Source organism: Bradyrhizobium sp. sBnM-33 (assembly GCF_032917945.1).
Taxonomy (GTDB): Bacteria; Pseudomonadota; Alphaproteobacteria; order Rhizobiales; family Xanthobacteraceae; genus Bradyrhizobium.
In genome coordinates this window covers 5,187,826-5,213,169 of record NZ_CP136624.1, presented here as the reverse complement: position 1 = coordinate 5,213,169, position 25,344 = coordinate 5,187,826, and the positions used below count along the sequence as shown (strand labels likewise).

Annotated in this window: 21 protein-coding genes and 2 pseudogenes; 14 read left to right on the top strand and 9 right to left on the bottom strand. The window is 61.5% G+C overall.

All coding sequences use genetic code 11. From position 1 onward, the window contains the following. The first annotated feature begins 54 nt into the window (after nucleotides 1–54). The gene (locus RX328_RS24330) at nucleotides 55–321 is read left to right on the top strand and encodes a hypothetical protein (protein WP_213250245.1); all 267 of its coding nucleotides are present in this window, start codon (nucleotides 55–57) and stop codon (nucleotides 319–321) included. Between the two features lie 190 nt (nucleotides 322–511). Next, complete coding sequence (locus RX328_RS24325; RefSeq protein WP_213250248.1) at nucleotides 512–3,244, top strand: EAL domain-containing protein; 2,733 nt, start codon at nucleotides 512–514, stop codon at nucleotides 3,242–3,244. A 40-nt stretch (nucleotides 3,245–3,284) separates the two neighbouring features. Here RX328_RS24325 and RX328_RS24320 read toward each other — a convergent pair whose 3' ends face one another. Continuing rightward, a complete protein-coding gene (locus tag RX328_RS24320) occupies nucleotides 3,285–3,590 on the bottom strand; it encodes a hypothetical protein (protein ID WP_213250251.1) in 306 nt (101 codons plus the stop codon). 287 nt (nucleotides 3,591–3,877) lie between these two features. Beyond that, nucleotides 3,878–5,020 carry a helix-turn-helix transcriptional regulator gene (locus RX328_RS24315; RefSeq protein ID WP_213250253.1) on the bottom strand — a complete coding sequence of 381 codons (1,143 nt, stop codon included), beginning with the start codon at nucleotides 5,018–5,020 and terminating at the stop codon, nucleotides 3,878–3,880. A 193-nt stretch (nucleotides 5,021–5,213) separates the two neighbouring features. On the opposite strand from RX328_RS24315, the gene RX328_RS24310 reads away from it, so the two are divergent. The 4 genes and pseudogenes from RX328_RS24310 to RX328_RS24295 all read left to right on the top strand — a co-directional run bounded on the left by RX328_RS24310 (nucleotide 5,214) and on the right by RX328_RS24295 (nucleotide 8,413). Next, nucleotides 5,214–6,224 (top strand): acyl-CoA desaturase, encoded by a 1,011-nt coding sequence (locus RX328_RS24310; protein ID WP_213250256.1) that lies wholly within the window; start codon nucleotides 5,214–5,216, stop codon nucleotides 6,222–6,224. After that, nucleotides 6,217–7,149, top strand: a complete 933-nt coding sequence (locus tag RX328_RS24305; protein WP_213250258.1) for a class I SAM-dependent methyltransferase — start codon at nucleotides 6,217–6,219, stop codon at nucleotides 7,147–7,149. The genes RX328_RS24310 and RX328_RS24305 overlap by 8 nt, the downstream gene beginning before the upstream one ends. An 833-nt stretch (nucleotides 7,150–7,982) precedes the next feature. Then, nucleotides 7,983–8,084, top strand: a pseudogene (locus RX328_RS43815) (PEPxxWA-CTERM sorting domain-containing protein); the annotation flags it as partial. Between the two features lie 131 nt (nucleotides 8,085–8,215). Beyond that, nucleotides 8,216–8,413 carry a hypothetical protein gene (locus RX328_RS24295; RefSeq protein WP_213250264.1) on the top strand — a complete coding sequence of 66 codons (198 nt, stop codon included), beginning with the start codon at nucleotides 8,216–8,218 and terminating at the stop codon, nucleotides 8,411–8,413. 233 nt (nucleotides 8,414–8,646) lie between these two features. Here RX328_RS24295 and RX328_RS24290 read toward each other — a convergent pair whose 3' ends face one another. The 4 genes from RX328_RS24290 to RX328_RS24275 all read right to left on the bottom strand — a co-directional run bounded on the left by RX328_RS24290 (nucleotide 8,647) and on the right by RX328_RS24275 (nucleotide 12,635). Beyond that, nucleotides 8,647–9,759: a hypothetical protein gene (locus tag RX328_RS24290; RefSeq protein WP_249726267.1), complete on the bottom strand. Its 1,113-nt coding sequence runs from the start codon at nucleotides 9,757–9,759 to the stop codon at nucleotides 8,647–8,649. A gap of 774 nt (nucleotides 9,760–10,533) precedes the next feature. Beyond that, nucleotides 10,534–11,865, bottom strand: coding sequence for a S41 family peptidase (locus RX328_RS24285; RefSeq protein WP_213250267.1), 1,332 nt, complete (start codon nucleotides 11,863–11,865; stop codon nucleotides 10,534–10,536). A 141-nt stretch (nucleotides 11,866–12,006) separates the two neighbouring features. After that, nucleotides 12,007–12,303 (bottom strand): hypothetical protein, encoded by a 297-nt coding sequence (locus tag RX328_RS24280; RefSeq protein ID WP_213250270.1) that lies wholly within the window; start codon nucleotides 12,301–12,303, stop codon nucleotides 12,007–12,009. Nucleotides 12,304–12,332: 29 nt separating this feature from the next. Beyond that, complete coding sequence (locus RX328_RS24275) at nucleotides 12,333–12,635, bottom strand: hypothetical protein (protein WP_213250273.1); 303 nt, start codon at nucleotides 12,633–12,635, stop codon at nucleotides 12,333–12,335. 128 nt (nucleotides 12,636–12,763) lie between these two features. On the opposite strand from RX328_RS24275, the gene RX328_RS24270 reads away from it, so the two are divergent. From RX328_RS24270 to RX328_RS24250, 5 genes are all read left to right on the top strand, one after another. Beyond that, nucleotides 12,764–13,390 (top strand): HAD family hydrolase, encoded by a 627-nt coding sequence (locus RX328_RS24270; RefSeq protein ID WP_213250276.1) that lies wholly within the window; start codon nucleotides 12,764–12,766, stop codon nucleotides 13,388–13,390. A 155-nt stretch (nucleotides 13,391–13,545) separates the two neighbouring features. Next, nucleotides 13,546–14,757 carry a gephyrin-like molybdotransferase Glp gene (gene glp / locus RX328_RS24265; protein ID WP_213250279.1) on the top strand — a complete coding sequence of 404 codons (1,212 nt, stop codon included), beginning with the start codon at nucleotides 13,546–13,548 and terminating at the stop codon, nucleotides 14,755–14,757. A gap of 207 nt (nucleotides 14,758–14,964) precedes the next feature. Next, nucleotides 14,965–15,666 carry a transcriptional repressor LexA gene (gene lexA, locus RX328_RS24260; RefSeq protein WP_213250281.1) on the top strand — a complete coding sequence of 234 codons (702 nt, stop codon included), beginning with the start codon at nucleotides 14,965–14,967 and terminating at the stop codon, nucleotides 15,664–15,666. Between the two features lie 229 nt (nucleotides 15,667–15,895). After that, on the top strand, nucleotides 15,896–16,318 hold the full coding sequence (locus RX328_RS24255) for a hypothetical protein (RefSeq protein ID WP_213250284.1): 423 nt from the start codon (nucleotides 15,896–15,898) through the stop codon (nucleotides 16,316–16,318). An 86-nt stretch (nucleotides 16,319–16,404) separates the two neighbouring features. Next, nucleotides 16,405–16,632, top strand: coding sequence for a hypothetical protein (locus RX328_RS24250; protein ID WP_028345854.1), 228 nt, complete (start codon nucleotides 16,405–16,407; stop codon nucleotides 16,630–16,632). Between the two features lie 7 nt (nucleotides 16,633–16,639). Here RX328_RS24250 and RX328_RS24245 read toward each other — a convergent pair. Next, nucleotides 16,640–18,660 (bottom strand): annotated as a pseudogene (locus tag RX328_RS24245) (ComEC/Rec2 family competence protein). Between the two features lie 1,025 nt (nucleotides 18,661–19,685). Between RX328_RS24245 and RX328_RS24240 the strand changes: the two are divergent. Beyond that, entirely contained in the window at nucleotides 19,686–19,868 is a 183-nt protein-coding gene (locus RX328_RS24240; protein WP_212419094.1) for a hypothetical protein, read from the top strand. A gap of 108 nt (nucleotides 19,869–19,976) precedes the next feature. Beyond that, nucleotides 19,977–21,407 (top strand): type I glutamate--ammonia ligase, encoded by a 1,431-nt coding sequence (gene glnA / locus RX328_RS24235; RefSeq protein WP_213250287.1) that lies wholly within the window; start codon nucleotides 19,977–19,979, stop codon nucleotides 21,405–21,407. 139 nt (nucleotides 21,408–21,546) lie between these two features. Here glnA and RX328_RS24230 read toward each other — a convergent pair whose 3' ends face one another. Together RX328_RS24230 and RX328_RS24225 are read right to left on the bottom strand one after the other, a co-directional pair. Continuing rightward, entirely contained in the window at nucleotides 21,547–21,939 is a 393-nt protein-coding gene (locus RX328_RS24230) for a YybH family protein (protein WP_213250290.1), read from the bottom strand. Between the two features lie 155 nt (nucleotides 21,940–22,094). Then, complete coding sequence (locus RX328_RS24225) at nucleotides 22,095–23,777, bottom strand: glutamine--tRNA ligase/YqeY domain fusion protein (protein WP_213250292.1); 1,683 nt, start codon at nucleotides 23,775–23,777, stop codon at nucleotides 22,095–22,097. Between the two features lie 141 nt (nucleotides 23,778–23,918). On the opposite strand from RX328_RS24225, the gene gltX reads away from it, so the two are divergent. Further along, nucleotides 23,919–25,343 carry a glutamate--tRNA ligase gene (gene gltX / locus RX328_RS24220; RefSeq protein WP_213250295.1) on the top strand — a complete coding sequence of 475 codons (1,425 nt, stop codon included), beginning with the start codon at nucleotides 23,919–23,921 and terminating at the stop codon, nucleotides 25,341–25,343. Nucleotide 25,344: the final 1 nt, after the last annotated feature.

Sequence of the window (25,344 nt, the reverse complement as noted above, 5' to 3'; positions counted from 1 at the left end):
TGCGCTCGGGCGTGCGGGGTTGTCTCCATCGGGACGTTCACAAGGAAGAATCCGATGTCGATCTACAGGCTTGTTGGCGCGGCAGCCGCGTTGGCCGTGATCTCGGCACCTGCCATGACGCCCGCGACGGCTCAGCAGGTGATCTACGAACCCGGCTACTGCGCGTTTTATTATCCGAACGCCAACTGTCAGAACAAGGGTCCGGGCAATCCCTACACTGATCCGCGACGATTCAGCCAGGGGTACGCAATGCCGGACGGCTCGTCCGCCGGCGCCGTTGTGAAGAAGCGCACACGTCGACCTCTGACATCCATACGGTGATTTTCGCTCGCCGGTTCCACCGTCAAGCGAGTGGCCCTGTGGTTGTCGGCGGAACCCACTGCCACCGAACTAACCATTCATTAACCAGACTTCCTAACGTCAATTCCATCCCGGCGCGGTACCGATCTATGCGCCGGATTTGGGAGGACGCCGCTTCCGGCAGCTCATGTCCCGGCAGCGATCGCGTTCCATGGCTTCAACCGGCACCAAAGCGTTCAGGATTGCGTTCGCCTTTCGCCGCGGCCCGATCCGCTGGTTGATCCTGGGCGGCACGCTTTTGATCGCCACCATCGCGATCGGCGCGACCATCATGGCCGGCAATTTCCGCGAGCGCGCGCTGCGCAATAGCGAACGCGAGCTCGAAAACACCGTGCTGTTGCTCGCCCGACATTTCGACCAGCAGCTCGAAGATTTTCAGGTCGTACAGAAGGACCTGATCGCGTTCATGCGTTCCAGCGGGATCGCTACGCCCGACAACTACAAGCGCCGGATGTCCGGCCATGACATCCATCTCGTCCTGAAATCCAAGATCGACGCGCTGTCCTATGTCGGCGGAATCAACGTTTTCGACGCTGAAGGCAATCTGATCAATGCGTCGGCCGTCTGGCCGCCGCCGCCGGTCAACTCGGCGGACCGCGCCTTCTTCAGAACATTCAAGTCCGGCCGGGAGTCGCCGGAGATGCTGGTCGAGCCGGTCTACAGCCGCATCACCGGCGCCTGGACCACCGTGATCGCGCGCAAGATCATCGGGCCGAAAGGCGAATTCCTCGGCGTCATCGGCCGCGGCATCGAGCCGGCCAATTTCGAAAAATTCTTCGCAACCATAGCCCTCGGCCCCGGCGCTACCATCGCCATGCACCACAGCGACGGAACGCTGCTGTCGCGTTACCCGCATGTGCCTGAGCTGATCGGCAAGAACTTCAACACCGGTCCAGCCGCGCAGCGGCAGGTCTTCGAGGTGCCCCGCAGCACCTCGCGTCTGACCAGCCCGATCGACGGCGAGGACCGGCTTATCGCGTCCCGCGCGCTGACTAATTTTCCGGTTGTGATCATCGCATCGACGACGACATCGGCCGCACTCGCGGACTGGCGCGAGCAGATCGGAAGCTTGATTGCGATCACCGGGCTTTCCGTGCTGGCGATCGCCGGCCTGCTGTTTCTCGTCGTCCGCAAGCTTTCCTATCAGCACCGCGCATCGAAGCAGCGGCTGACGCTGGAAAAGCACCGTCTCGACACTGCCGTGAACAACATGACGCAGGGCCTGCTGCTGTTCGACGCGAAGCAGCAGCTCATCATCTGCAACAGGCGGTATCTCGAAATGTACGGCCTGTCGGCCGAAATCGTAAAGCCGGGTTGCAGTTTTCGCGAGGTGATCGCGCATCGCAAGGAGACGGGCACGTTCGTCGGCGACGTCGATCATTACGTCGAGGTGGTGCTACGCGACATCGCACACCCTAACGCCATGGTGATATCGACCCCCGACGGACGTTCGATCCAGGTCGTCAACGAGCCGGTCGCCGACGGCGGATGGCTGGCAACCCATGAAGACATCACCGAGCGGCGGCGCGCCGAGGAGCGCATCACTCACCTCGCCCATTACGACGCGCTGACGGACCTGCCGAACCGCACCCTGTTCCACGAGCGGCTCAAGCGCGAATTGTCTTACGTCGCGCCGAACCGGCAACTGGCGGTGCTCTATATCGATATAGACGAATTCAAGAGCGTCAACGATTCGCTCGGCCACATGATCGGCGACGAACTCCTGAAATCGGTCGCCGCCAGCCTCGCCGCCTGCGCGCGGAGATCCGATTTCGTGGCCCGGCTCGGCGGCGATGAATTCGCCATCGTGCAGACCGGGATCGAGGATATCGACGACGTGATGAAGCTCGTCAGCCGCATCTTCGAGGCGATCCGCTCGCCCTACCAATGCCTCGGTCATCAGGTAACCACCGACGCCAGCATCGGCATTGCGCTCGCGCCGCAAGACGGATCCGACATCGACCAGATCCTGAAGAACGCGGATCTGGCGATGTACGCCGCCAAGGCCGCCGGCCGCCGCACTTATCGCTTCTTCGAACCGGACATGGAAGCCGAGGTCCGCGCCCGCCGCAGCCTGGAAATGGACCTGCGCCAGGCGCTCGTCGACGGTGGCTTCGAAGTCTACTACCAACCGTGCCTCAGCTTGCAGACCAACGCGATCACCGGCTGCGAGGCGCTGGTGCGCTGGCGCCATCCGCAGCGCGGCATGATTTCGCCGGCCGAGTTCGTGCCGCTCGCCGAGGACACTGGCCTGATCAACCAGCTCGGCGAGTGGGTGCTGACTGCTGCCTGCAAGGAGGCGGCGAGCTGGCCCGGCCATGTCAGGCTCGTGGTCAACGTCTCCCCAGTTCAATTCAGGAGCGGCACGCTGGCGCTGAAGGTGATGGCGGCGCTGGCCGCATCCGGCCTCGCCGCGGACCGGCTGGAGCTCGAGATCACCGAGGCGGTCCTTATCCGCGACGACGAGGCGGCGCTCGCCGTTCTGCACGACCTTCGCACCATCGGCGTTCGCATCGCGCTCGACGATTTCGGCACCGGCTATTCCTCGCTGAGTTATCTGCAGCGTTTTCCGTTTGACAAGATCAAGATCGACCGTTGCTTCATCACCGATATCGCCGAGCCGGAAGGCTCGTCCTGCATCGTGGAGGCGGTGGTGAACATCGCCGCCGAGCGCCACATGACGACAACCGCCGAAGGCGTCGAGACCGAGCAGCAGCGCGAATTGCTGCGCGAACTCGGCTGCTCGGAAATGCAGGGCTACCTGTTCAGCGCGCCGAAGCCGGCAGCGGAGATCAGGCCGCTGTTGTCAGAGCATCGTCAGCGTCCTGATGCCGGGCGCACGCGCCGTGTCCACAAGCGCAAGAACGAGGCGCGCACGGCGTAGGCCGCACGTCGTGTCGGATCACCCTTGCTGAAACTCAGGGCTAGCGCGGACTGCTACTCGGCGCCGCCCCCTGCGCGCCGCCGCTCGTGCCAGCGCCCGAACCCGTCGTTTGGCTGCTCGGATTGGGCTGTCCGGGCGGATGTGCGGAGGCACCGGGCTGTTCCTGTTCGCTTACAAGGCCGGATTGTCCGGAGTCGCGGGTCTTGATTCCTTTGTCCGCTTCCTCCTGCATCTGTTTGTCGGTTTGCACCTCCTGCTGGCCAGGCGCGGTCGACTGCTGAGCCAATGCCGGCATGGTGAGCGCGGTTCCAAAAGCGGCCATCATCAAGAGAATTGAGGTTCGCATGAGCCATCCTCCTATGGTTCTCTCCGCACAACGCGCCCGCGCGCGCGAGAGAGAGATGGTTTCCCGGCGAAGGCCGCAGCGCGGACGAACTCCGGCGATATCCGGGGCAGTGTGAGAGTTGCCCCGGATGTGGCTACACACCGACGGTACCGCATCCCATCCAGATCACCGCGACAGCCGCTCAGTCATCAGATGCGGATTGGGTGACGTTGCACTCGATTGACGGGTCGGGCGTTGGCACCTAACGATGAGCCATGCGCCGCGCCGCGATGCTGTCACGGCAATCATTAGCGAAGCACGAGCTTTGCTAGTAACCCTACTAATTCGCTCTGCCGAGAGACGCCCACTTTTGAAAATACGCGCTTGAGCAAATTCCGCGCTGTATCTTCCGCTATCCCAAGTCGCTCTGCCGCCTCTCTGGGTGGCAGGCCTGAGCCCACAAGTGCGGCGATGCGGGCTTCTCCCAAGGTGAGGCCTAAAACGTCGCGAACTAGTGTTGGATCAGGAGGTTCGTCGAGCTTCTGTTCGATGACGAGCACAATAGCTCGTGTGTTCGTTAGAAACTCCTCGGCGAGACTGGTCCGCGTCCCGATTGGAAGCAAATAGATTACCAGCCGCCGGTTCGAGTTGAGGGAGTGAACGAGCAAAGGTTTTGGCTCAGCGACCAAATCGTGACGATATCCGCGGAGCGTATGCGTGATAGCCTCATCAATCGCTTCACGAGTACTGCCGGAACCGATCCGCAATCGATCCTGCACCAAATGAAGTTCATCTCCGATGAGCCGTCGCCCTGCTGGATTTGAAAAAACGACGCGGCCGAGTGAATCCAGTGAAAAAACCCCGATTCCGATTCTCGCCAATGCTTCACCCAGTCCAAGTCTAGTTAGCTCGGCATCGAGCAGTCTGATTGACAGGCGCAGTGATTTCTCAATATGCCGGCCAATAATGACCAGCAAGCCGAGCTCATCATCCGAGAATTCCGACTTGCGGCTAGAATCGCGCTGAACGCTGACAAGAACTCCGACGTGCGGCTCCGGAGACACGGCGATTCCCGCAACCCAGCCGAGCCCTTGCTTGGCTAAGAATTGCGTGTAGCACGGGTCATTTCTGATTTCGTCGGGTGAACAGAGGTGCCGGTCAGTGATCGGCACTCCGTTAAAGAAATAGCCACGCTCTGTCGCCCGAGTAGCTCTAATATCGCGGTTGGCCCAACCACTCTCTTCGTAATCTCTTTGTGCATCTATTAGCGTATCGGATACAATCGTACCAAACGATCCATCATCCCGACGCCAAACCAACACCGCGCCCACATCCCCGAAGCAATCCGCAATTGCTCCCAACGCGGCTGGCCATTTCGATGGGTCCGTAGCTGCTTCGTATATAGCGTCGACCGCTGTTAGAAGCCGATCCTGTGATCCATAGTTAATCATCCGGACCGCCTGCGGCGCGCCTACAAAGCAACATTGCAGCCCCAATACAACCTTAACTAGTCACATTTCGGCAACAGACCCGTCATCCAATCTTCTTTTCGTAGCCTATTTGGGTCACGACAATCAACTCGAGACAATCGTAAAGCTTTGAGGACCGGCGTGATCCCGCCGTCGATCGAAATGGCTTCCCGAGATGCTCACTGCATTGTCAACCGTGGTTCGCAAGGTAGTGGCGACCCGCTCCGTTTCAGTGGACAGTTTCTTGCAGCCTGTAATCTTTGAAGGCGTCCAGTTCGGCGGCTTGCCGGCAATTAGAAAACGTGTCGAGAATGGACTACTCGTCGGAATTCCTCTGTTGGGTAGCTTTTGGGCCGGGCTTCACATAGTGCAGCACGGCGTTACATGGATTGATATTTCTGCGTTCGTGCTCTTTTACGTACTTGTCGGTTTGGGCGTCGCGCTCGGCCTGCATCGGTACTTCTCGCACAAAAGTTTTGAGACCACCCCAGCAATCGCGTTCTTGTTGGGTGCGCTTGGCTCGACGGCTTTTCAGGGGTCTATTGCACGCTGGGTTGTAGATCACAGGCGCCACCACGCCCACACAGATCAATTCGGAGATGTGCACTCACCGCTTGTTGACGAATGGGGCTCTTCTCTCAGTGGACTTCAGGGAATTTGGCACGCCCACGTCGGTTGGTTGTTTGATTGCACCACGACAGATGTCAGTGTTTACGGAGCAAGTGTTACCGACAACAGGCTGATTGCCTTTTTCCATCGAACGCACTGGATCTGGCCCGCAATTTCCTTGGCCATGCCTTACGGGTACGGTTACTTACTCGCTGGTCCGGATGCAGCATGGACTGCGATGCTTATCGGCGGATGCCTCCGCACCACGGTACTTCACAACGTTGTCTGGGGCGTCAATTCTTTCGGCCATCTCTTTGGCGAAGAGGCGTATTCGCAAGGCAACGGAAGCAAGAACAATCGAATTCTAGCAATTCTCACATTTGGTGACGGTTGGCACAACAACCATCACCGCTTTCCGCGCTCAGCTTTTCATGGGTTTACAGAAGGGCAGCTCGACATAAACGGTCACATCATCACGTTGCTGGAAAAACTTGGACTGGTCTGGAACGTCATAAGATTGCCGCGGGATCAATCAGAGACACCCGATACCATCGCAATTGGTGCCAAGCATGGATGATCGAGTGCTGATTCGAACGAGATCGGCTATCGCTGCCCCCCTGGAGCGCCTCACTAAGTTTGTTGAAGAGGGCGGGCCTCATCCGGCCGAGTATGACGAACTTTCAACCTTGTTCGACGAAATTGCTGTCCGCCGCACTGAAGGTGACCTCGAGTCCATTACGGCGTTTGCCCAAGGCTCACGGGGAGCGTTCAACTCGACGCAAACAAATCAAGGTTTCGTTTGTATTCGTCCGCATGGATACCATGGGGATTTTGAAATCATTGATCGCATCTACACCAATTGGGTATCCCCCGACCCTACACTCGAACGCTGGGATCATTTCTTCCAGAGAAGTTCGGCGGCCAAAGCTGTGCGGGCGCGGAAAGACTATTGCCATGCCGTACTCCGCGATATCGCGAGTTCCTGTCCAAGCGGAGCTCAGGTACTCAACGTTGCGAGCGGACCTGGCAGGGACATATTCGAGTTCTTTGTCAAGCATGCCGATCTAGCGCACAGGCTCCGGATCCATTTTGTTGAACAGGATCCCAAGGCGCTGGAACACGCCCGTAAGCTTGTTTCGCCTTTCCTCAGCCGGATAACGCTAGAGCACAACAATATTCTTCGTTGGCGGACTAACCAGCGCTTCAATTTGATCTGGTGCGCAGGGCTTTTTGACTATCTGACCGATGCTCTGTTTGTTCGATTGCTCCGAAAATTGGCGGGCATGATCTACCCCGGAGGAGAACTAGTTGTAGGAAACTTCTCCAATCGCAATGTACATCGCAACTATATGGAGTTCGGCGGGTGGCAGCTTTTTCACCGAGATAGCACAAAGCTCCTCTCACTTTTCAAACGGGCTAACATCGCAGACGCTTCGGCGCGCATTGGTGAGGAGCCAAATGGGGTCAATCTATTCTTGCACATCCGCAAGGCGTCACCGTAACGCGCCAGGTGGTCAGCTAACCTTCGTGTAGCCTATTTGGGTCACGACAAGCGTCCCGAGACAATCAAAGTTATGAGGACCAGCATGCCTTCGAGGTCCTGCCGTGGGTCGAAATGGAGGGGGATTTAAGTATGAGTTTTCGCCGATTCGTTGCTGCTAACATCGTGCTTGTCGTGGTGCTCTCGACAAAAGCTGCATCCGCAGATGTCGTTTTAGGCCCGGTGACTTACGGCGGCGGCTATTCCGGTCAATGGATTGATGGGGCATTGACCGGGCGAAACTACAGTGGGAGCCTCACCGCGGGAAACAATCTGGACATCACACACTCGGGCGGGAGTACCTCTGCCTTCAGGTTTCACACAGCCCTAACTCCGGCACCCTTCTTCGAAATGACTGCTGCGGCCTCTACGCCGGGATATATTCCAGGGACGGGATATGTTGGAGGAGCTAGCGCGACGGCACACTTCACTATGCAGTACCAAATCTACATAGCCGGGCAGCCGGGAGTCGTGCACACCCATATAAATGCCTTGGGCGCCGTGACTACCGAAGGAAACGTGGCGGTGCTTAGGATTGGCAACTCCTATGCCTCAGTAGGCAATTACACTTGGTCGACTGCCGCAGGCAATGGCGGGACCGGACTGGATTTTGCAGTTAATGGCAACTACGCCTTTTTGACCAACACAATCTACAATGTGATGCTGGAGGGTACCGTCTATGCTGGATGCGGATTGGAGGCTTGCAGCGCAAGTAATCGCACGATGATCGATCCTGTCTTTACGGTGCCGGACGGCTACCAAATCCAACTTAGTCCTGGCGTAGGAAACTCTATCGCCGCTGTCCCCGAGCCATCTACTTGGGCAATGATCATCCTGGGCTTTGCTGGTGTTGGCTTCATGGCTTCCAGGCGCGGTCGTCTGAATTTCAGCAAATAGCCCGCATGAGTAAAGCGATATGCGGGATCCGCACAACCAAAACCCGGACCTCGCTTCGCTCATCCGGGCTACACTTGTTAGATCAAACGGTGGTTGCGAGATGATGAGCACGTTTCAACAGGAGTTATAAAATGAAAATCTTTGTATTTATGCTGTTATCCGCCTTCGTAATCGCGACGGTTGCCACCTCCTTCTCATCTGATGCTTACGCCGCGCGACGCGGGACGATGTCTGGAGTTGATAACACCTACGGTAGCCAAAAAGGCCAGAAATGCTTCGGCGGCACTTGCACGCCTGCCGGCGCGAAGAAGGGCAGGAAGAAGCAGTAAATAATCCGACTGAGAGGCTGCCCGCCATTGGACGGCCTCTTGATCCGCCGTCCCAAAGGAGAGCGGCAGATCCTTTCCGGCTGCGGCGAAGAACGAGGTCTTTCGGCTCCTAAAGGACCGGGACGTTCGCAGTTCGTGGAGTAAGTGGTTCGCATGAGAAAGCGATATGGGGGGATCGGCACAACCGAAACCCGGATGTCGCTCGCTCACCCGGGGCACGATTGCTGCGACGGCTAGAGTCGCGCCTTAAGCGGCACCCGAAAAATCCTGAATCCTTCGATATCGGGAAACCACTCGGCCGCTTCGCGCGAGGCCAGCGTCAGCACCGCGGCCGGGACTTCGCCGCTGATCAGCCGCTCGATCGCGCCTCGCTGTCCTTCGCTGAACTGGACTTCCGCGGCCCCCGCCGCCATCAGCGCGGCGCTGACACGTCCGCTTGATGCGGATTGCTTCTCCTCGATCGCGATGTTCTTGTTGTTCAGGTCGGATAGCGAATTGATCTCCGGACGTGCGAGGACAAGCGCAACCAGATCCGGGTCGTCTGACACTGCCGATGCCGCTTTGTCGGTATCGCGGGTCTCAGCCAAATCCGTGGCCGGACTTTCCGATTTGTTGGCCGCTTCCCGTCCCGTCCCGATTGCCGTGACGAGATCGGCCATTCCCGTCGCTTCCACAAGCTGCTGCTGTATTGTTCGAGAGGCCGGAGCGGAAGCATCGGCGGCCGCAGCAGGCAACGCAGCCTTCTCGGACGCCACGGGCGTCGCGGCGATCTCGAGCGTGGCTGGTGGCGGCAGGGTGACTTCGGGTTTGGCTTCAGACTTCACCTCGGACTTGGGTGCCTCTGCGGGCTGCGACGCTGCGACGGCAACTGCCTGAGCAGGCTCCGGCCTGTTAGAGATTTCCAATTTACGCTCGGACCCCTTGCCGGCGATCGTCTTTTCGCGAGCCACTGGCGTGGCGGCCGCCGGAATGTTCTTCCTCGTTGCTGCAAGGCTGAGAGGCGCGGCCTTCTTGCCGTTCGACGGCTTGGTCTTCGACGCGGCCATGCTACCGCGCGGCGTGGCGCGGGGAACGGGTGCGCCGGCCTGCCTTGCCACGCGTGCCGGGCTGGCGTGTGCTGGTGCTGCTGTCTCCGCCTCAGCTGGCACCACGACATCAGGCTCGCGTTGCCCGCGGTGCCGGGCAGACAATGCCTGATCAGACCAGGCCATGTAGGATTGGCACGCGCGGTTGCACGGCAGCCCGTCGATATAAATGACGCCGGGTGAATCCAGCGGATTGGCCTGCAGGGCTCCACTCGAACAGAGGGACAGGATCAGGGCCGACAAGGTCCACTTTTTTGACATGACTACTCCATTTCAACGCGCATGGCGTTCAACGCGAGATACGAATGGATGGAGATGGGGTTTCAGAAAACGATCTTGTTTCCGGCATACGCTCTTGATAATGCCTCCTCGCTGCCCGGCCAGCGACCGGCGCGCGCCACATTCGGAATGAGTTGTCCCAACGGCAAGTAGCCCGGATGGAGCGCAGCGCAATCCGGGATTCCCTCCCTGTTTGAGGGCCGCCCCGGATTTCGCTGCGCTCCATGCGGCTACAAAGCTCGCTGCGCGCTGCTTGTTTCCGATATGCTTGAGGTCTCATTCTTCACTTCGGATTTATGCATCTAAATCCAGGAGGGAGACCTCGGGAGGTCCAACAGGGCCCATTGCAGAATCTCGGTGCAGGCTCCTCACCAAAAACGGAATTGCCGTCGGTCCATCCCCGACAGAATTTCAAGATCGAAGCCTCATCCCATTTGAGGCAACTTTCTTGCATTAGATCTCGGTGTGCCTCGCGACAAACCCAAGCGCTATCTTTGGACTCCCGATCGCAACTCTGATCCACAGAGTTATAGGAAAGGCAATACGGGATGGGATCATCGCGAAACTTCGAGGGATCGCCGAGCGCCTCTGTCGCCAATAGTCCAGCCGCGCCAATCAAAGCGAAAACAATGCCGCAAGTAGCCCGCATGAACGCAGCGATATGCGATGGTAGACCAAAGCCCGGATTTCGCGTCGCTCCATCCGGGCTACAAGGCTCGCAAGCGGAAGCCGGTTTCGCGACCGGCGTGAGTGAATTTAGTTCGGCACCGCCCGCTTCGCGGCCGTCACCGCATTCGCGTTCACGGTGCCCCCGCGCAGCAGGTTGAACGCGGCGTTGAGCGCCTTATCGTCCTTCTCGTTCGACGGGACGTAGGCTTGCGAGCCGGTCTGCTCGGCGCCATCGGCGGCGAGATGGCCGCGCATCGAGGCTTCGCCTTTCAGCTCGGCGCGGCCCTTGAGTTCATCGGGCACATCCTGCAGCACCTCGACGTCGGGCGCGATGCCCTGGGCCTGGATCGAGCGGCCCGACGGCGTAAAGTAGCGCGCCGTGGTCAGCGCCAGAGCGCCGTTGCCCTGTCCAAGCGGGATGATGGTCTGCACCGAGCCTTTGCCGAAGGTGCGCGTGCCGATCAGCGTGGCGCGCTTGTGGTCGCGCAGCGCGCCGGCCACGATTTCGGACGCCGACGCCGAGCCGCCGTTGATCAGCACGACCAGCGGCTTGCCCTTGGTAATGTCGCCGCCACGTGCGGTGAAGCGCTGGGTTTCCTCGGCGGTGCGGCCCCGCGTCGAGACCACCTCGCCCCGGTTCATGAAGGCGCTCGATACCGACACCGCCTGGTCGAGCAATCCACCAGGATTGTTGCGGAGGTCGACGACATAGCCCGTGAGTTTTTCCGGCGGAATTTCCTTCAAGATGCTGGCGATCGCCTTCTTCAAGCCGTCAGTGGTCTGCTCGTTGAAACGGGTGATCCTGATGTAACCGATGTCGCCGCCGTCTGTCTTGAAGCGGACCGGCCGCACCCGGATGATCTCGCGCACGATGGCGACGTCGATCGGCGCGGCCCCCTTGCGCACGACTTTGAGGCGGATCTTGCTGTTGGCGGGGCCCTTCATCCGGCTCACGGCCTGTTCGAGGGTCATGCCCTGGATAACCTCGTCGTCGATCTGGGTGATCACGTCGCCCGACAGCATGCCGGCTTTCGCGGCGGGCGTATCGTCGATCGGCGTCACCACCTTGACGAGGCCGTCTTCCATCGTCACCTCGATGCCGAGCCCGCCGAACTCGCCATGGGTGGTCTCCTGCATGTCGCTCCAGCCCTTCTCATTCATGTAGCGCGAATGAGGATCGAGCGCCGAGATCATGCCGTTGATGGCGCCCTCCATCAGCTTGGAATCGTCAGGCTTCTCGACATAGCTGGTCTTGATCCGCTCAAACACGCTGCCAAACAAATTGAGCTGGTTGTAGGTGTCGGAACGGGCCGCAGCCTTTGCCGCCGCCACCAGATGCGCCCCTTGAGGTCCGATCACGAGGGCGGTCAGACACGCGCCCGTCACCGTGCCGAGAAGAAAGGCAAAATTCCTGCGCATCGTGGGCGTCCCTCTTTCGCTTATGGACGCCCGCGATCCCAGTGAATCGGCGCCCTGTCCCGGCCCCGCCAACTCACAATGGCTTTTTGGTCGGATCAAGGCACGCCAACCCGGCGCAATACGGCCGTTTTTCAGGAGGCTTTATCCGCCCTCGTGCAACCCGTTTTGCCACGTGGACGGTAGGGTTCCAAAACCGCGCTTGGCGCGGGTGCCCAGCCAATAGCCGAATTGCGGGGGAACGTTGCGGAACGGGCCGTCCGCGCCCAGTTTCAGCGCGGCGTCCATCGGCCAATTGGGATTGTTGAGGATTTCCCGCCCTACCGCGATCAAATCGGCCTGCCCATCGCGCAGGATCTGTTCTTCAACGTGAGGCCGCGGATCGTCATCGGGGAAAACAGCAGCGTTTCCGTCATGGTTTGCTCGCCTCGCGGACGTCATTGTCCCGGCATGGCGCCGGGAAGTGCCTTCTACTTTGCTGCGCCTTCGGCGGATTTGGCCTTTGACTTTGCTGCCGGCGCCTTGGCCGCTGCTTTCGGCGGTGCGCTATCGCCGCGCATCGTCCCCCAGGGGTCGGAACTCTTCTGCTGCTCCGGGATGTTGCCGAGCGATCTCCGGTAGGCCCGCTCGGCCTCCCTCTCCGCCTCGATTTGCGAGGGCGTCTTGGGCTTGTCCTCCTCGCCATATTTGGCGGGACCTTGTTGGGCGGCAGCGGATCCGGCCAACAATGCGATCACGGCGACAGCGCCCAGAATTCTGCCAACAACTTGCATGCGACTACTCCCTGAAATTGGCCCCAAGCCTTAGCACAGCCCGCGTACGGGCTTAAGCGCCGGATTGGACTGCGACGCAAATCCCCGTGGCCGTTGCCGAGGCCGGTCCAGTTTTGTAAACGACTGCCATGAATTCGCCGCCAGCGCCCCATTCCGTCGACGCCTTGCTGTTCGATCTCGGCCGCGTCGTGCTCGACATCAGTTTTGATCAGGTAATGACCTGCTGGGCTGGGCATGCTGGTTGCGCGCCTGCCGATCTCGCCGGACGCTTTGTCGTCGACGATAGTTTCAAGCACCACGAGACCGGCCGGATCGACGATGCGGCGTTCTTTGCGAGCCTGCGCCGGTCGCTCGGCATCGGCATCACCGACGCGCAGTTCCTGGAAGGCTGGAACGCGATCTTCACCGGCGAGATGCCCGGAATTGCACAGCTTCTGGCGGGTGCTGCAAAGCGCCTGCCGCTCTATGCTTTTTCCAACACCAATCCGGCCCATGTCACGCATTTTTCGCAGGCCTATGCGGAGGTCCTCAGCCATTTCCGCGAGATATTTTTGTCCTCCAGCATCGGTCTGCGCAAACCCGACGCCGAAGCCTATGATCATGTGATAAAAGCGATCGGCGTGCCGGCGTCGCGGATCCTGTTCTTCGACGATTCAGCCGCCAATATCGAAGGTGCGCGGGCGCGCGGCCTTTCTGCCATCCACGTGACATCGACGGATGACGTGGCAAGGGCACTGACCGCACTTGGAATTTAAGCACTTGGAATTTAAGCACTTGGAATTTAAGCACTTGGAATTTAGATGATTACCCCGTCATTGCGAGCGAAGCGAAGCAATCCATGGCCAGGAAGGAAGTGTGGATTGCTTCGTCCCGCTGCTCCTCGCAATGACGTCGAAGCAGGAGTGCCAGCGTGGCCTTGATGCCGGTTGCCGATGCGCTTGCCGCGATCCTTGCCGGCGCAGCGCCGCTACCCGAAGAAATGGTGGCGCTCGACGAAGCGTATCGCCGCATTCTCGCACGCGACGTCGCCGCGCGGCGGACGCAGCCGCCGCAGGCGATGTCGGCGATGGACGGCTATGCGGTGCGCGCGGCCGACGCCGCCGATGTCGGCGCACGGCTGAAGGTGATCGGCGAGGTCGCCGCCGGCCGCCCGTTCGAGCGGAAGGTAGGCCCGGGCGAAGCGGTGCGGATCTTTACCGGCGGCGTGATCCCCGATGGCGCAGACGCCGTCGTCATCCAGGAAGACGCTGCCATCGAGGGCGATCATATCACCATCACGGAAGCTGCCGTTCCGGGGCGGCATATCCGCCCCGCGGGCGTTGATTTCCGCGAAGGCGACGTCCTCCTCAAACGCGGGCGCCGCCTCACCGACCGCGATCTCTCGCTCGCCGCCGGCATGAACTACCCGGAGCTTGCGGTGCACCGCCGCCCGAAAGTGGCGATGCTGGCGACCGGCGACGAACTGGTGATGCCAGGCGCAACCCCCAGCCCCGGCCAGATCGTCTATTCCAACGGCTACGGCTTGCGGGCGCTGGCGCGAGCCGAGGGCGCAGAAATCATCGACCTCGGGATCGCCGCCGACACCGTCGCCGCCACCACGGAAGGCATCCGCCGTGCCCGCAACGCCGACGCGGACGTCCTGATCACCGTGGGCGGCGCCTCGGTCGGCGACCACGACCTCGTCAAGCGGTCGCTGGAGGCCGAGGGCGTCGCCATGGCGTTCTGGCGGATTGCGATGCGGCCAGGCAAGCCGATGATGCACGGCAGGTTGGGCGCGATGCGGGTGATCGGCCTGCCCGGCAACCCCGTCTCCTCCTATGTCTGCGGCTTCCTGTTTCTGGTGCCGCTGATTCGCGCCTTATCAGGCCGCGACCACGTCCATCATCCGCGCGAAAACGCCCTGCTCGGCTGCGATCTCGCCGCCAACGACCAGCGCGAAGACTATCTTCGCGCTCGCCTCGAAGCGCGCGACGACGGCACGCTGGTCGCCGTGCCGGTGAACCATCAGGACTCGTCACTATCAGGGAATCTCGCTGCGGCACGGGCACTTGTGATACGTCCGCCGTTCGCGCCGGCTGCCGCAAAGGGATCGCGTTGCGAGTTGCTCCGGCTGCCGGAATGACGCCTGAACGGCGTTCCAACAGCACCTTGAACCGGAACCGCAATGCGTTCACCTGAAATTAAATGGTTGCGGAACACATATCGAACATATAGTGTCCGTTCATGATTTGTTTCGACTGCTAGTGTCTTTGGTTGAGAGTTTGGGGACTCCACGATCTGGGCGCTAAAGATTCGGAACGAGACGACGCCAACCGGGGGATTGCTCGCGATGCTTACGCGCAAACAGTATGAACTTCTGCGTTTCATCAATGAACGGCTGAAAGAGGCCGGCGTGCCGCCCTCGTTCGACGAGATGAAGGACGCGCTCGATCTGCGCTCGAAATCCGGAATCCACCGCCTCATCACGGCGTTGGAGGAGCGCGGCTTCATCCGCCGCCTGCCCAACCGCGCCCGCGCCATCGAAGTCATCAAGCTGCCCGAGCTCGCAGCCGCCGCCAACGGCCGCCGCGGCTTCACGCCGAGCGTCATCGAGGGCACGCTCGGCAAGCGCACGGTGAGCGCGCCGGCCGCCGAGGACGACGGCAATCGCCCGGTCGCCGTGCCTGTCATGGGCCGGATCGCCGCCGGTACGCCGATCGAGGCGCTACAGACCCGCAGCCACACCATCAGTGTGCCGCCGGACATGCTCGGCTCCGGCGAGCATTACGCGCTCGAAGTGCGCGGCGATTCCATGGTGGATGCCGGTATCCTCGACGGCGACATGGCGTTGATCCAGCGCAACGAGACCGCCGACACCGGTGATATCGTGGTGGCGTTGATCGACGAGGAAGAGGCCACTCTGAAGCGCTTCCGCCGCCGCGGCGCCTCGATTGCGCTCGAGCCGGCAAACGCCGCCTATGAAGTCCGCATCCTGCCGCCGAACCGGGTCCGGATTCAGGGCAAGCTGATCGGGCTGTACCGCAAATACTGACCCGTTATGCGCTCCGGCGCCGTGACGAAAGCCAGCCCCGGCCCTCGGCCGGGGTTTTTTGTTGCGCATGTGGAACTAAGGCACGTTAGCGCGTTTGTGAATGTGGCGCAGTGCGCCAGTCGCAGAATTGCCCAGAAAGAAGAAAAGGCTCTGCGCCATGTCCACTCTGATAGAGGCCTGTGCCTCCTTCTAGACACGGGTCAGCTATCTCAAACGAGGGAGCCATCCGATGTGTGACTATAGCCTGCATGCTGTGGCTACGCGGCCTGCCCAGGTCGGCGAGACGCTGATCACCACGACATTCCGCGGTACATCGACCCGCGGCTTTGCGTCGGAACGCGAGCCTGCAGTGGCGGTCTGCATGCTTCCCGGCACCGAACTGGCGTTCGCTGAGGACGTCAAATACGATAACCGGTGGATCTGGACTCGAACCACCGACTGGCGGGTCGGCAAGTTCAATCAAATCGACCCCCATATATCCGACCGTCATCATGACGCGATCGAATTCCCCGATGGAAGCCATGTGCTGGTGACGCAGCTTTGCGAAGGCCAGCGTGCGACCGTGCTGCAATTGCCGGTGGTCCAGACCGGTGGCGAGCGTGCGCCAAAGGTAACGGAAGCACCTCCGGCCGAATCGATCGTGACCGGATAAACGCCCACGCGCATACGATCCGCCGGTCCAGGCCGGCGGATCGTGGTGGTACATTTTTCAGAACTCGGCACCGCAGGGGGCAGTCGGTGGTCAACAAGGTTACGTGGCAAAAAGCCGGGCGCGTCACCGAGCCTGGGCGGTACATGTTCAGGTACGGCTGGCTCACCATCACGGCGGAAGATCTCGCAATCTGGCAGCAATTCCCCGACGCATCGTTCACGCTGGTCGCTCTGCCGTCGGCGCCTGATGCCCCGGAGGAATTCCACCTCGGTGCATTCGAAATACCAGCCAAACCCACGGTCGACGAGCACTGACGCTCGTCTACTCCTCCGCCTGAAGATCTGCCTCGGCCGGCGTGGCATCGACCGCGCGGGGCGGCACAATGCGCGGCGCAAGAACGGTGGTGTCGACGACCTCGCTCTCGTCCGCTATGGCCGGCGACCACGGGCGGTCTACGCCCCTCGGCTTGACCGCGTCGACGACAAATCCCTCCCTGCTGCGCCGCAACGCCATCGCGCCCTGCCGCCGCAGCCGTTCAGCATCGATAACGGAAGCGCCGCAGGCTGCGGGCGCCTGCCGCAGCGTCACGATCAGCGCCGCGCGCTCGCAATCGTCCGCCAGCGCCTCGGGCCTGAAGGCCTGCGCGATCAGGCCGCCACCAGCGGATTGCACCACGCAGCCAAAATCGTCGCATGAAACGCCCGATGTGAGCGACGCGTCAGCCGCCGTCCGCGCGTCCGCATCCGCCGCCAGCCACTCCTTCAGCAGGAAGGCATCCCGGGACCCTTTGACCGCGTGCATCAGGTGCAACCGGCCATCCTGGCCGCGCACCCCGACATTGCGCCCGTCGGCGGAAATCAGGATGTCCGGCTGCGGCGCCCGCGCCGCCCACAATGCCGCTGCCAGCACCAGCGCCGCACCCGACCAGCGCAGCGGAGTGCGCAACAGGCCGAGCAGGATGATGCCGAGGCTTGCCGTAATCAGCGGGCCGATGCCGAAGGCCGGCACCCGGCCGACCGCACCGGGTAATGCCGCGACCCATTGCGTGACCACGATCATCCAGTCGATGCCGACGCCCATGACCGCCCAGAACGGGCGATCGAAGCCGAACGGCATCGCAACGAGGCCGAACAGGCCCGCCGGCATTACCAGTGCTGACACCACCGGCATCGCCGCGAGGTTGGCCAGCACGCCGTAAGGCGTGACCCGGTGAAAGTGAAAGGCCGCGTAAGGCGTGGTCGCAAGCCCCGCTATCAGTGAGGCCAGCAGCAGCATGGTGACTTCGCGGCCGCCCCACAGCGCCACGCGCGCGGTTGCGGTATGATCCGCTGTCGCGAACAGGCGCGGCATGCCGATCTGCACCAGCGCCACCAGCCCGAGCGTCGCCGCAAACGACATCTGAAAACTCGGATGCACCAGCGCTTCCGGCGCGACCGTGAGCACGATCAGAGCGGCGACCGCGAGCGTGCGAAACGTAATCGCGCGGCGATCGACCATGACGGCGATCAGCACCACGGCCGTCATGAAGAACGATCTTTGCGTCGCGACCTCGGCGCCGGACAGCAGCAAATAAAACGCGGCGGCAACGAGGCTGCTGCCGCCGACCACTTCTTGATCGCGTAGCCGACGGTGAGCACGGGAAACAGCGCCAATAGTGCCCGGACCGCGAAAAACACGACACCGGCGACGACGGCCATGTGATAGCCGGAGATCGACAGCACATGGCCGAGACCGGAGATGAACATCGCGTCGTTCACCGGCGGCGAAATCGCATCGCGCCGCCCGGTCAACAGAGCGGTCGCAATCGCGCGCTTGTCGCCCTCCAGCGTGGTCCTGATCCGCGCATCGATCGTATCGCGCAGGCCTTGCATGAATGCCGAATAGCGCAGGCGGAGCCCGCCGCCCGTGGCGGGCGGCGCGGCGATTTTGACCGCGCCCATCACGAAGCCGGAGGCGCCGATGCCGGCGAAAAACATGTCGCGGCTGAAATCGTAGCTGCCCGGCCGCACCGGCGAAAGCGGCGGCAACAGCCGCGCCTTCAGCTCGACGAAGCTCCCAACCGGCGGCGCCGTGCCCTTCTTTACCGAGAGCCGTACGCGCTCCAGCTTCGTCGTTCCGCGCGCGCTTTCCATGGTGACGACGCGAAGGACAAAACGGTCGGTGCGCTCGCGAATGTCGCGCGTCTCGACAAAACCCGTCAGCGACACCGAAAACATCGGCCGCGCCAGCACGCCATGCGCGATGCGCGCGGTCTTCCAGGTCGCGACCGCAAAGCCCGCGGCGACCGCCGCGATCATTACCGCGGCGGGAAAGAATTTCTGTCGCCGCAACAGAACCGCCACCGCGCACAGCGCGATCGCCACAGTGGCAGCCACCGACAGCACCGGCTCATGATCGGCGGCGAAGTAGAGGGCAATGCCGGTGCCGAATGCGACGGGTACCCACGGCAGCAAGCGGCCGGCACCAGCTTCCGCGCGCGCCCATGTCCGCAAGGTCTCGATCAGTGGCGGCCAGAAAGCCGGGCGCGACGGCGCAAGGCCGCCGATCGGCGCCGCAGCGCGCGGCGGCCAGGTGCCGGCATAGCCCCGTTTTCGGCCCGACGTGTCGCCCTGCTCCGCCACCGAGCCTACACCTTACGATCTCGTGGAGACCGCAAGACTACCGGACGCTGTATTGCGGCCGCTAGCGGAACGGAAGCAGAAACCTGAGGAAATGCACACCGGCCGGCGTTACAGTCGAACGCTATTGGATTGAACCGAAATCAGGACAAAGAAACGACATGAAGCTTGCGGCCAGCCTTTTATTTGCGGTGATCTTGATCACCTCTCACGCCAATGCCGCAACTCCAGAACAATGCCGCTTCATCGAGGCGAGAGCCGAACGCGAAGCATGCTACCAGCGGCAGGAAACCGCGCGGGCCGCTCGACAAAAGGCCCAGGAAGCCCGACAGGCTACGCAGCAAAGGCCCTATGAGCCGATGGCGCCGGAAGATGCCCAACTCGCAAAGTCCCTGCGGAGCATTTGCCGGGGCTGCTAGGCGGCGGCGCCGGCCCACTACTGCTCAATCAACAGCGTTTTCGGCGACACATGATGGCTGACAATCTTCCAGTCGCCATCTTCGCGAATGATCAGGCCTGGCGCTGTCGCTGATCGGCGCATAGCCACCCGCCGTCGCGGCGGCCTGCGCTGTGTTGCCGCTGCTCTTCCCAGAGCCCCATCCAAACCCGGCAGCCCACCGCCCGGAAAGCACTCTTGCAAGTGCGCCGCAGCAGGATGCACACTGTGCGCAAGATCAGGTGTCAACGTCTACGGCTCTCAGTTCGACTGGAATTCACGGTTGCGCTCGGAACGAGAGGAGCATGACGCCATGCGAGAAATCGAAATCCACGACTATGCGCGGCAGTTGCTGGAAGCACACGGTGCCAAGGCTATTGCGGAAGCCGCCCAGAACGCCATCGAACTCGAGGCCAAAGGCGAGGTCGAACTGGCCAGAACCTGGCGACATATCGAAGACGCGATGAAGCTCATGCGCGGGCCCCACCAAAGCTGAGGCTGCCGGCGCGGCAACGCAGAACCAGGACCCATTGCAGGCCGCTTCGCCGCGGCTGAATGGCGTCACGACCTCCAAGATGCGGCTCTCCATAACAGGAGTGAAGCCATGTTTCCGAAGTGTGCGACAGCCGAAGATACCGTGAAGGCGATCAAGGACGAGAAGGTGCAGATGATCGATCTGCGCTTCACCGACTTGCCTGGGGTATGGCAGCATTTTTCCATCCCGCCCGGTGCGGCGAGTGTCGATGCTCTCAGCGAAGGTATTGGATTCGACGGCTCATCCATCCGCGGCTTCCAGGAAATCCAGGAAAGCGACATGCTCGTCGTGCCGGACCCGACCACGGCCTTCCTCGACCCGTATTCCCCTTCATCGACCCTGGTCCTGATCTGCAACATCAAGGACCCCGTGACCGGTCAACCCTATAGCCGTGACGCCCGTTACATCGCCCAGAAGGCCGAAACCAACCTGAGGGGCACCGGCCACGCCGATACGAGTTACTTCGGCCCGGAGGCGGAGTTCTTCGTGTTCGACGACGTGCGCTACGGACAAGGGATCAACTACGCCTTCCACGAAATCGATTCTAGCGAGGGCAGTTGGAATACTGGCAAGGAGGAAGAGCCGAATCTGGCCCACAAGCCACGCCCGAAGGAGGGATATTTTCCCGTTCCCCCGACCGACAGCATGCAGGCTCTCCGCACCGAAATGGTGCTGACGATGGAACAGCTGGGCATCCAGATCGAAGCCCATCACCATGAAGTCGCGACCGGCGGCCAGAACGAGATCGACATGCGCTTCACCACACTCACCCGCATGGCCGACAATCTGATGATCTACAAATACGTGGTGAAGAACACCGCCCGCGAGCACGGCATGACTGCCACCTTCATGCCGAAGCCGCTGTTCGAGGACAACGCCTCGGGGATGCACGTTCACCAGTCTCTGTGGAAGGGCGAGACCAATCTGTTCTACGATCAGGGCGACTATGCCGAGTTGAGCCAGCTTGGCCGCTACTACATCGGCGGCCTGTTGACTCACGCCTGGGCATTATGCGCGCTTTGCGCCCCCACCACGAACTCCTATCGGCGTCTGGTGCCAGGCTATGAGGCCCCGATCAATCTGGTCTATTCCCAGCGCAACCGCTCAGCCTGCTGCCGGATCCCGATGTATTCGCCGAACCCGCGCGCAAAGCGGGTTGAATTTCGTTCGCCGGACCCCTCCTGCAATCCCTATCTGGCCTTTGCTGCGATGCTGATGGCCGGGCTTGATGGCATCACCAACCGGATCGATCCGGGCAGCCCGATCGACAAGAACCTTTATGACTTGCCGCCCGCCGAGGCGAAGGACGTGAGGTCGACACCAGGGTCGCTGGATCAGGCGCTTGACGCGCTGGAACGCGATCACGCCTTCCTGCTCCGTAACGATGTGTTCACCGACGACGTGATCGAGACCTGGCTCGACTACAAGCGGAAGAAAGAGGTCGATCCAATACGGCTGCGCCCTCATCCATATGAGTTCCATTTGTATTACGACATCTAGAACGGGATGAATCTTCTTTCGAAGCGTCATCGCGTCCCACTCGAGCAGGACTCCTTCGACTGGTTCCCGCTTTGCGCCAACAGGCTCTTCGGGCCGGATCAGGCTCTCGCAGCGACCGCTTCGGCCGACGCGCACCTGCCTACTGCTTGAGCAGCGGCGTCTTCGACGAGACGTGATCGCTGACGATCTTCCAGTCGCCGTCTTCGCGGACGATCACCCAGGTGATTTTCACCACCAGCGGCTCGGCGCCCTCTTCGACGGCAAATGTCGCCGTGCCCGCGACGTTGATCAAGTCGGCCGCCGCCTGTGCTGTCCTGACATCGGTAAATTCAACGGATGGCGACTGCCACCGCGGCAGCCCCTCAAAATAGGTCTGCACACCGTCACGACCGCGGTAGAAGTTGGGGTTCGAGCCGAAGAAGAATGCGTTGCGTGAATAGAGCGAGGCCAGCGCCTTGGCGTCCAGTTGGCTTAACGCCGCCGCCCATTTTCCCATGATGCCGGAGACGATGTCGTCGGTAGGGCTCTGCATCGATGATCCAATCTGATGTTAAACCTCATGGTGAGGAGCGCGTCTTCGCGCGTCTCGAACCATGAGGCCACGCCAGTGCCACTCATCCTTCGAGACGCGGCGCAGGCGCCGCTCCTCAGGATGAGGGCTGACAAAACATCCGCCGCGCGAGAATCTTACCCCTTCCCGCCGACTTCCTTGGCAAAGGTGTCGCGCAGGCCAATGGTGCGGTTGAATACCGGCTTGCCGGGCGCGGAATCCTTGTCGCGCACGAAATAGCCCTGCCGCTCGAACTGCATCACCTCGCCCGAATTGTCTGATGCGACCGACGGCTCGATCCGCGCGTCAGGCAACACCTCCAGCGATTCCGGATTGAGGTCGGCGGCGAAATTCGCGGCATTCGGGCTCGGGTTCGAGAAGAGCTGATTATAGACGCGGATTTCCGCCGGCACTGAATCTTTGGCCGACAGCCAGTGCATCGTGGCCTTGACCTTGCGGCCGTCAGGGGCGTTGCCGCCCTTGGTCGCGGGATCGTAGGTGCAGCGGAGTTCGACCACTTCGCCGGCATCATTCTTGATCACGCCGGTGCATTTCACGAAATAGGCGTAGCGCAGCCGCACCTCATTGCCCGGTGACAGGCGGAAGAACTTTTTCGGCGGGTTCTCCATGAAATCGTCGCGCTCGATATAGAGCTCGCGGCCGAAAGAAATCTTTCGCGTACCCAACGATGGGTCGTCGGGATGGTTGACGGCCTCGAGCTCCTCCGTCTGCCCTTCCGGATAATTCTCGATCACGACCTTCAGGGGCCGAAGCACCGCCATGCGTCGCTGCGCCGTCTTGTTGAGGTGCTCGCGAATGCAGAATTCCAGCATGCCGACATCGACCACGCTGTTGGCTTTCGCCACGCCGATGCGCTTGACGAATTCGCGCACCGCCGCCGGCGGCACGCCGCGCCGTTTCAACCCGGCAATGGTCGGCATGCGCGGATCGTCCCAGGCGGAGACGTGACCGTCGCGGACGAGCTGCGTCAGCACGCGCTTCGACAGCAGCGTGTAGGTCAGGTTCAGCCGGGCGAATTCGTACTGCCGCGGCTTTGAGGGCACCGGCAGTTTTTCCAGCAGCCATTCATAGAGCGGCCGATGGTCCTCGAATTCCAGCGTGCAGATCGAATGCGTGATGCCTTCGATGGCGTCCGACTGGCCGTGGGCGTAGTCGTAGCTCGGGTAGATCGACCATTTGGTGCCGGTGCGCGGATGCTCGGCATGTAGGATACGGTAGAGCACGGGATCGCGCAGGTTGATGTTGCCGGCCGCCATATCGATCTTGGCCCGCAGCACGCGGCTGCCGTTCGGAAACTCGCCGGCCTTCATGCGCCTGAAGAGGTCGAGGTTTTCCTCCACCGTGCGGTCACGGAACGGCGAGTTCTTGCCGGGTTCCGTCAGCGTGCCGCGGTTGATCCGGATCTCCTCCTGCGACTGGTCGTCGACATAGGCATCGCCCGCCTTGATCAGGCCCTCGGCCCATTCATAGAGGCGATCGAAATAGTCGGAAGCGTAATAGAGATCGGTTCCCCAGTCATAGCCGAGCCAATGCACGTCGGCCTGGATGGAATCGATATATTCCTGCTCTTCCTTGGTCGGATTGGTATCGTCGAAGCGCAGATGGCACTTGCCGCCGAACTCCTGCGCGATGCCGAAATTGAGGGCAATCGACTTGGCATGGCCGATATGCAGATAGCCGTTCGGCTCCGGCGGAAATCGGGTGACGATCCGGCTGTGCTTTTTGGAAGAGAGATCGGCCTGGACGATGTCGCGGATGAAATCGCGCCCCGCCTCTGCCGTTACCGGTTCTGTGGTCATCCTGAGTTCCTGTTAGGGATTGGCGAACCTTCTGCCAAATTCGCCCCTGTGAGCCAAGCCTACTTTGCCGATGGCTTAGGCTTTAGTTATGTACCGTTCCTGTTATACACCACCGCCGTTCACCCTCAGCCCGCTCGGTAAATGACTGATTCCGTCGTCACACGCTTCGCCCCCTCGCCAACCGGCTTCCTCCACATCGGAGGCGCCCGGACCGCGCTGTTCAACTGGCTCTATGCCAAGAAGCGCGGCGGCAAGATGCTGCTGCGGATCGAAGACACCGACCGCGAACGCTCGACCGAGCCTGCCATCGCCGCGATCCTCGACGGCTTGAAGTGGCTCGAGCTCAATTGGGACGGCGACGTCATCTACCAGTTCAGCCGCGCCGCCCGGCATCGCGAGGTCGCCGAGCATTTGCTCGCCAGCGGCCAGGCGTACCGCTGCTACGCCACCGCGGAGGAGCTGACCGCGATGCGCGAGAGAGCGCGCGCGGAGGGCCGCACCCGCCTCTATGACGGGATGTGGCGGGATCGTGATCCCGGAGAAGCGCCCGCCGGCATGAAGCCGACCATTCGCCTGAAGGCCCCGCAGACCGGCGAGACCGTGATCGAGGACCAGGTGCAGGGCCGCGTGGTCTGGCAGAACGAGAACCTCGACGACCTCGTCCTGTTGCGTGGCGACGGCAATCCGACCTACATGCTCGCTGTCGTGGTCGACGACCACGACATGGGCGTCACCCATGTCATCCGCGGCGACGACCATCTGATCAACGCCGCGCGCCAGAAGCAGATCTATGATGCGCTCGGATGGGACATCCCCAACATGTCCCACATCCCGCTGATCCACGGGCCGGACGGCTCGAAGCTGTCGAAGCGCCATGGCGCGCTCGGCGTCGATGCGTACCGCGCCATGGGATATCTGCCGGCGGCGCTGCGCAATTACCTCGTACGGCTCGGCTGGAGCCATGGCGACCAGGAAATCTTCTCGACACAGGAAATGATCGACGCGTTCGACCTGCCGGCGATCGGGCGTTCCGCGGCGCGGTTCGATTTCGCCAAGCTGGAAAATCTCAACGGGCATTATATCCGCCACGCCGACGACGGCGCGCTACTGGCCCAGTTCGAGAGCGTTCTGGACTATGTCCCCGACGGCGCCGAGCTGAAGGCAAAACTCAAAGACACCACGCGCGCGCAATTGCTGCGGGCGATGCCGAGCTTGAAAGAACGCGCCAAGACCTTGATCGAGCTGATCTCGGGCGCCTATTTCATCTTTGCCGACCGCCCGCTGCAGATCGAGCCGAAGGCTGCCGCCCTGCTGACGCCGGAGACCCGCACGCTGATCGGCAAGCTCGGCACCGCGTTGGAAGGCGTCACCGACTGGCGTTCGGAGACTACGGAAGCCGCCATGCGGAATTTCGCAGAGCAGAACAACCTCAAGCTCGGCGCGGTAGCCCAGCCGCTTCGGGTAGCGCTGACCGGACGCACGACTTCGCCGGGTATTTTCGACGTTTTAGCGGTGCTGGGACGGGAAGAATGCCTGGCCCGTTTGGGCGATCAGGCGGCCTCCTGAA

Coding starts and splice junctions, on each gene's coding strand:
- RX328_RS24330 (WP_213250245.1), top strand. CDS start 55: ATGTCGATCTACAGGCTTGTTGGCGCGGCAGCCGCGTTGGCCGTGATC.
- RX328_RS24325 (WP_213250248.1), top strand. CDS start 512: ATGGCTTCAACCGGCACCAAAGCGTTCAGGATTGCGTTCGCCTTTCGC.
- RX328_RS24320 (WP_213250251.1), bottom strand. CDS start 3,590: ATGCGAACCTCAATTCTCTTGATGATGGCCGCTTTTGGAACCGCGCTC.
- RX328_RS24315 (WP_213250253.1), bottom strand. CDS start 5,020: ATGATTAACTATGGATCACAGGATCGGCTTCTAACAGCGGTCGACGCT.
- RX328_RS24310 (WP_213250256.1), top strand. CDS start 5,214: ATGCTCACTGCATTGTCAACCGTGGTTCGCAAGGTAGTGGCGACCCGC.
- RX328_RS24305 (WP_213250258.1), top strand. CDS start 6,217: ATGGATGATCGAGTGCTGATTCGAACGAGATCGGCTATCGCTGCCCCC.
- RX328_RS24295 (WP_213250264.1), top strand. CDS start 8,216: ATGAAAATCTTTGTATTTATGCTGTTATCCGCCTTCGTAATCGCGACG.
- RX328_RS24290 (WP_249726267.1), bottom strand. CDS start 9,759: ATGTCAAAAAAGTGGACCTTGTCGGCCCTGATCCTGTCCCTCTGTTCG.
- RX328_RS24285 (WP_213250267.1), bottom strand. CDS start 11,865: ATGCGCAGGAATTTTGCCTTTCTTCTCGGCACGGTGACGGGCGCGTGT.
- RX328_RS24280 (WP_213250270.1), bottom strand. CDS start 12,303: ATGACGTCCGCGAGGCGAGCAAACCATGACGGAAACGCTGCTGTTTTC.
- RX328_RS24275 (WP_213250273.1), bottom strand. CDS start 12,635: ATGCAAGTTGTTGGCAGAATTCTGGGCGCTGTCGCCGTGATCGCATTG.
- RX328_RS24270 (WP_213250276.1), top strand. CDS start 12,764: ATGAATTCGCCGCCAGCGCCCCATTCCGTCGACGCCTTGCTGTTCGAT.
- lexA (WP_213250281.1), top strand. CDS start 14,965: ATGCTTACGCGCAAACAGTATGAACTTCTGCGTTTCATCAATGAACGG.
- RX328_RS24255 (WP_213250284.1), top strand. CDS start 15,896: ATGTGTGACTATAGCCTGCATGCTGTGGCTACGCGGCCTGCCCAGGTC.
- RX328_RS24240 (WP_212419094.1), top strand. CDS start 19,686: ATGCGAGAAATCGAAATCCACGACTATGCGCGGCAGTTGCTGGAAGCA.
- glnA (WP_213250287.1), top strand. CDS start 19,977: ATGTTTCCGAAGTGTGCGACAGCCGAAGATACCGTGAAGGCGATCAAG.
- RX328_RS24230 (WP_213250290.1), bottom strand. CDS start 21,939: ATGCAGAGCCCTACCGACGACATCGTCTCCGGCATCATGGGAAAATGG.
- RX328_RS24225 (WP_213250292.1), bottom strand. CDS start 23,777: ATGACCACAGAACCGGTAACGGCAGAGGCGGGGCGCGATTTCATCCGC.
- gltX (WP_213250295.1), top strand. CDS start 23,919: ATGACTGATTCCGTCGTCACACGCTTCGCCCCCTCGCCAACCGGCTTC.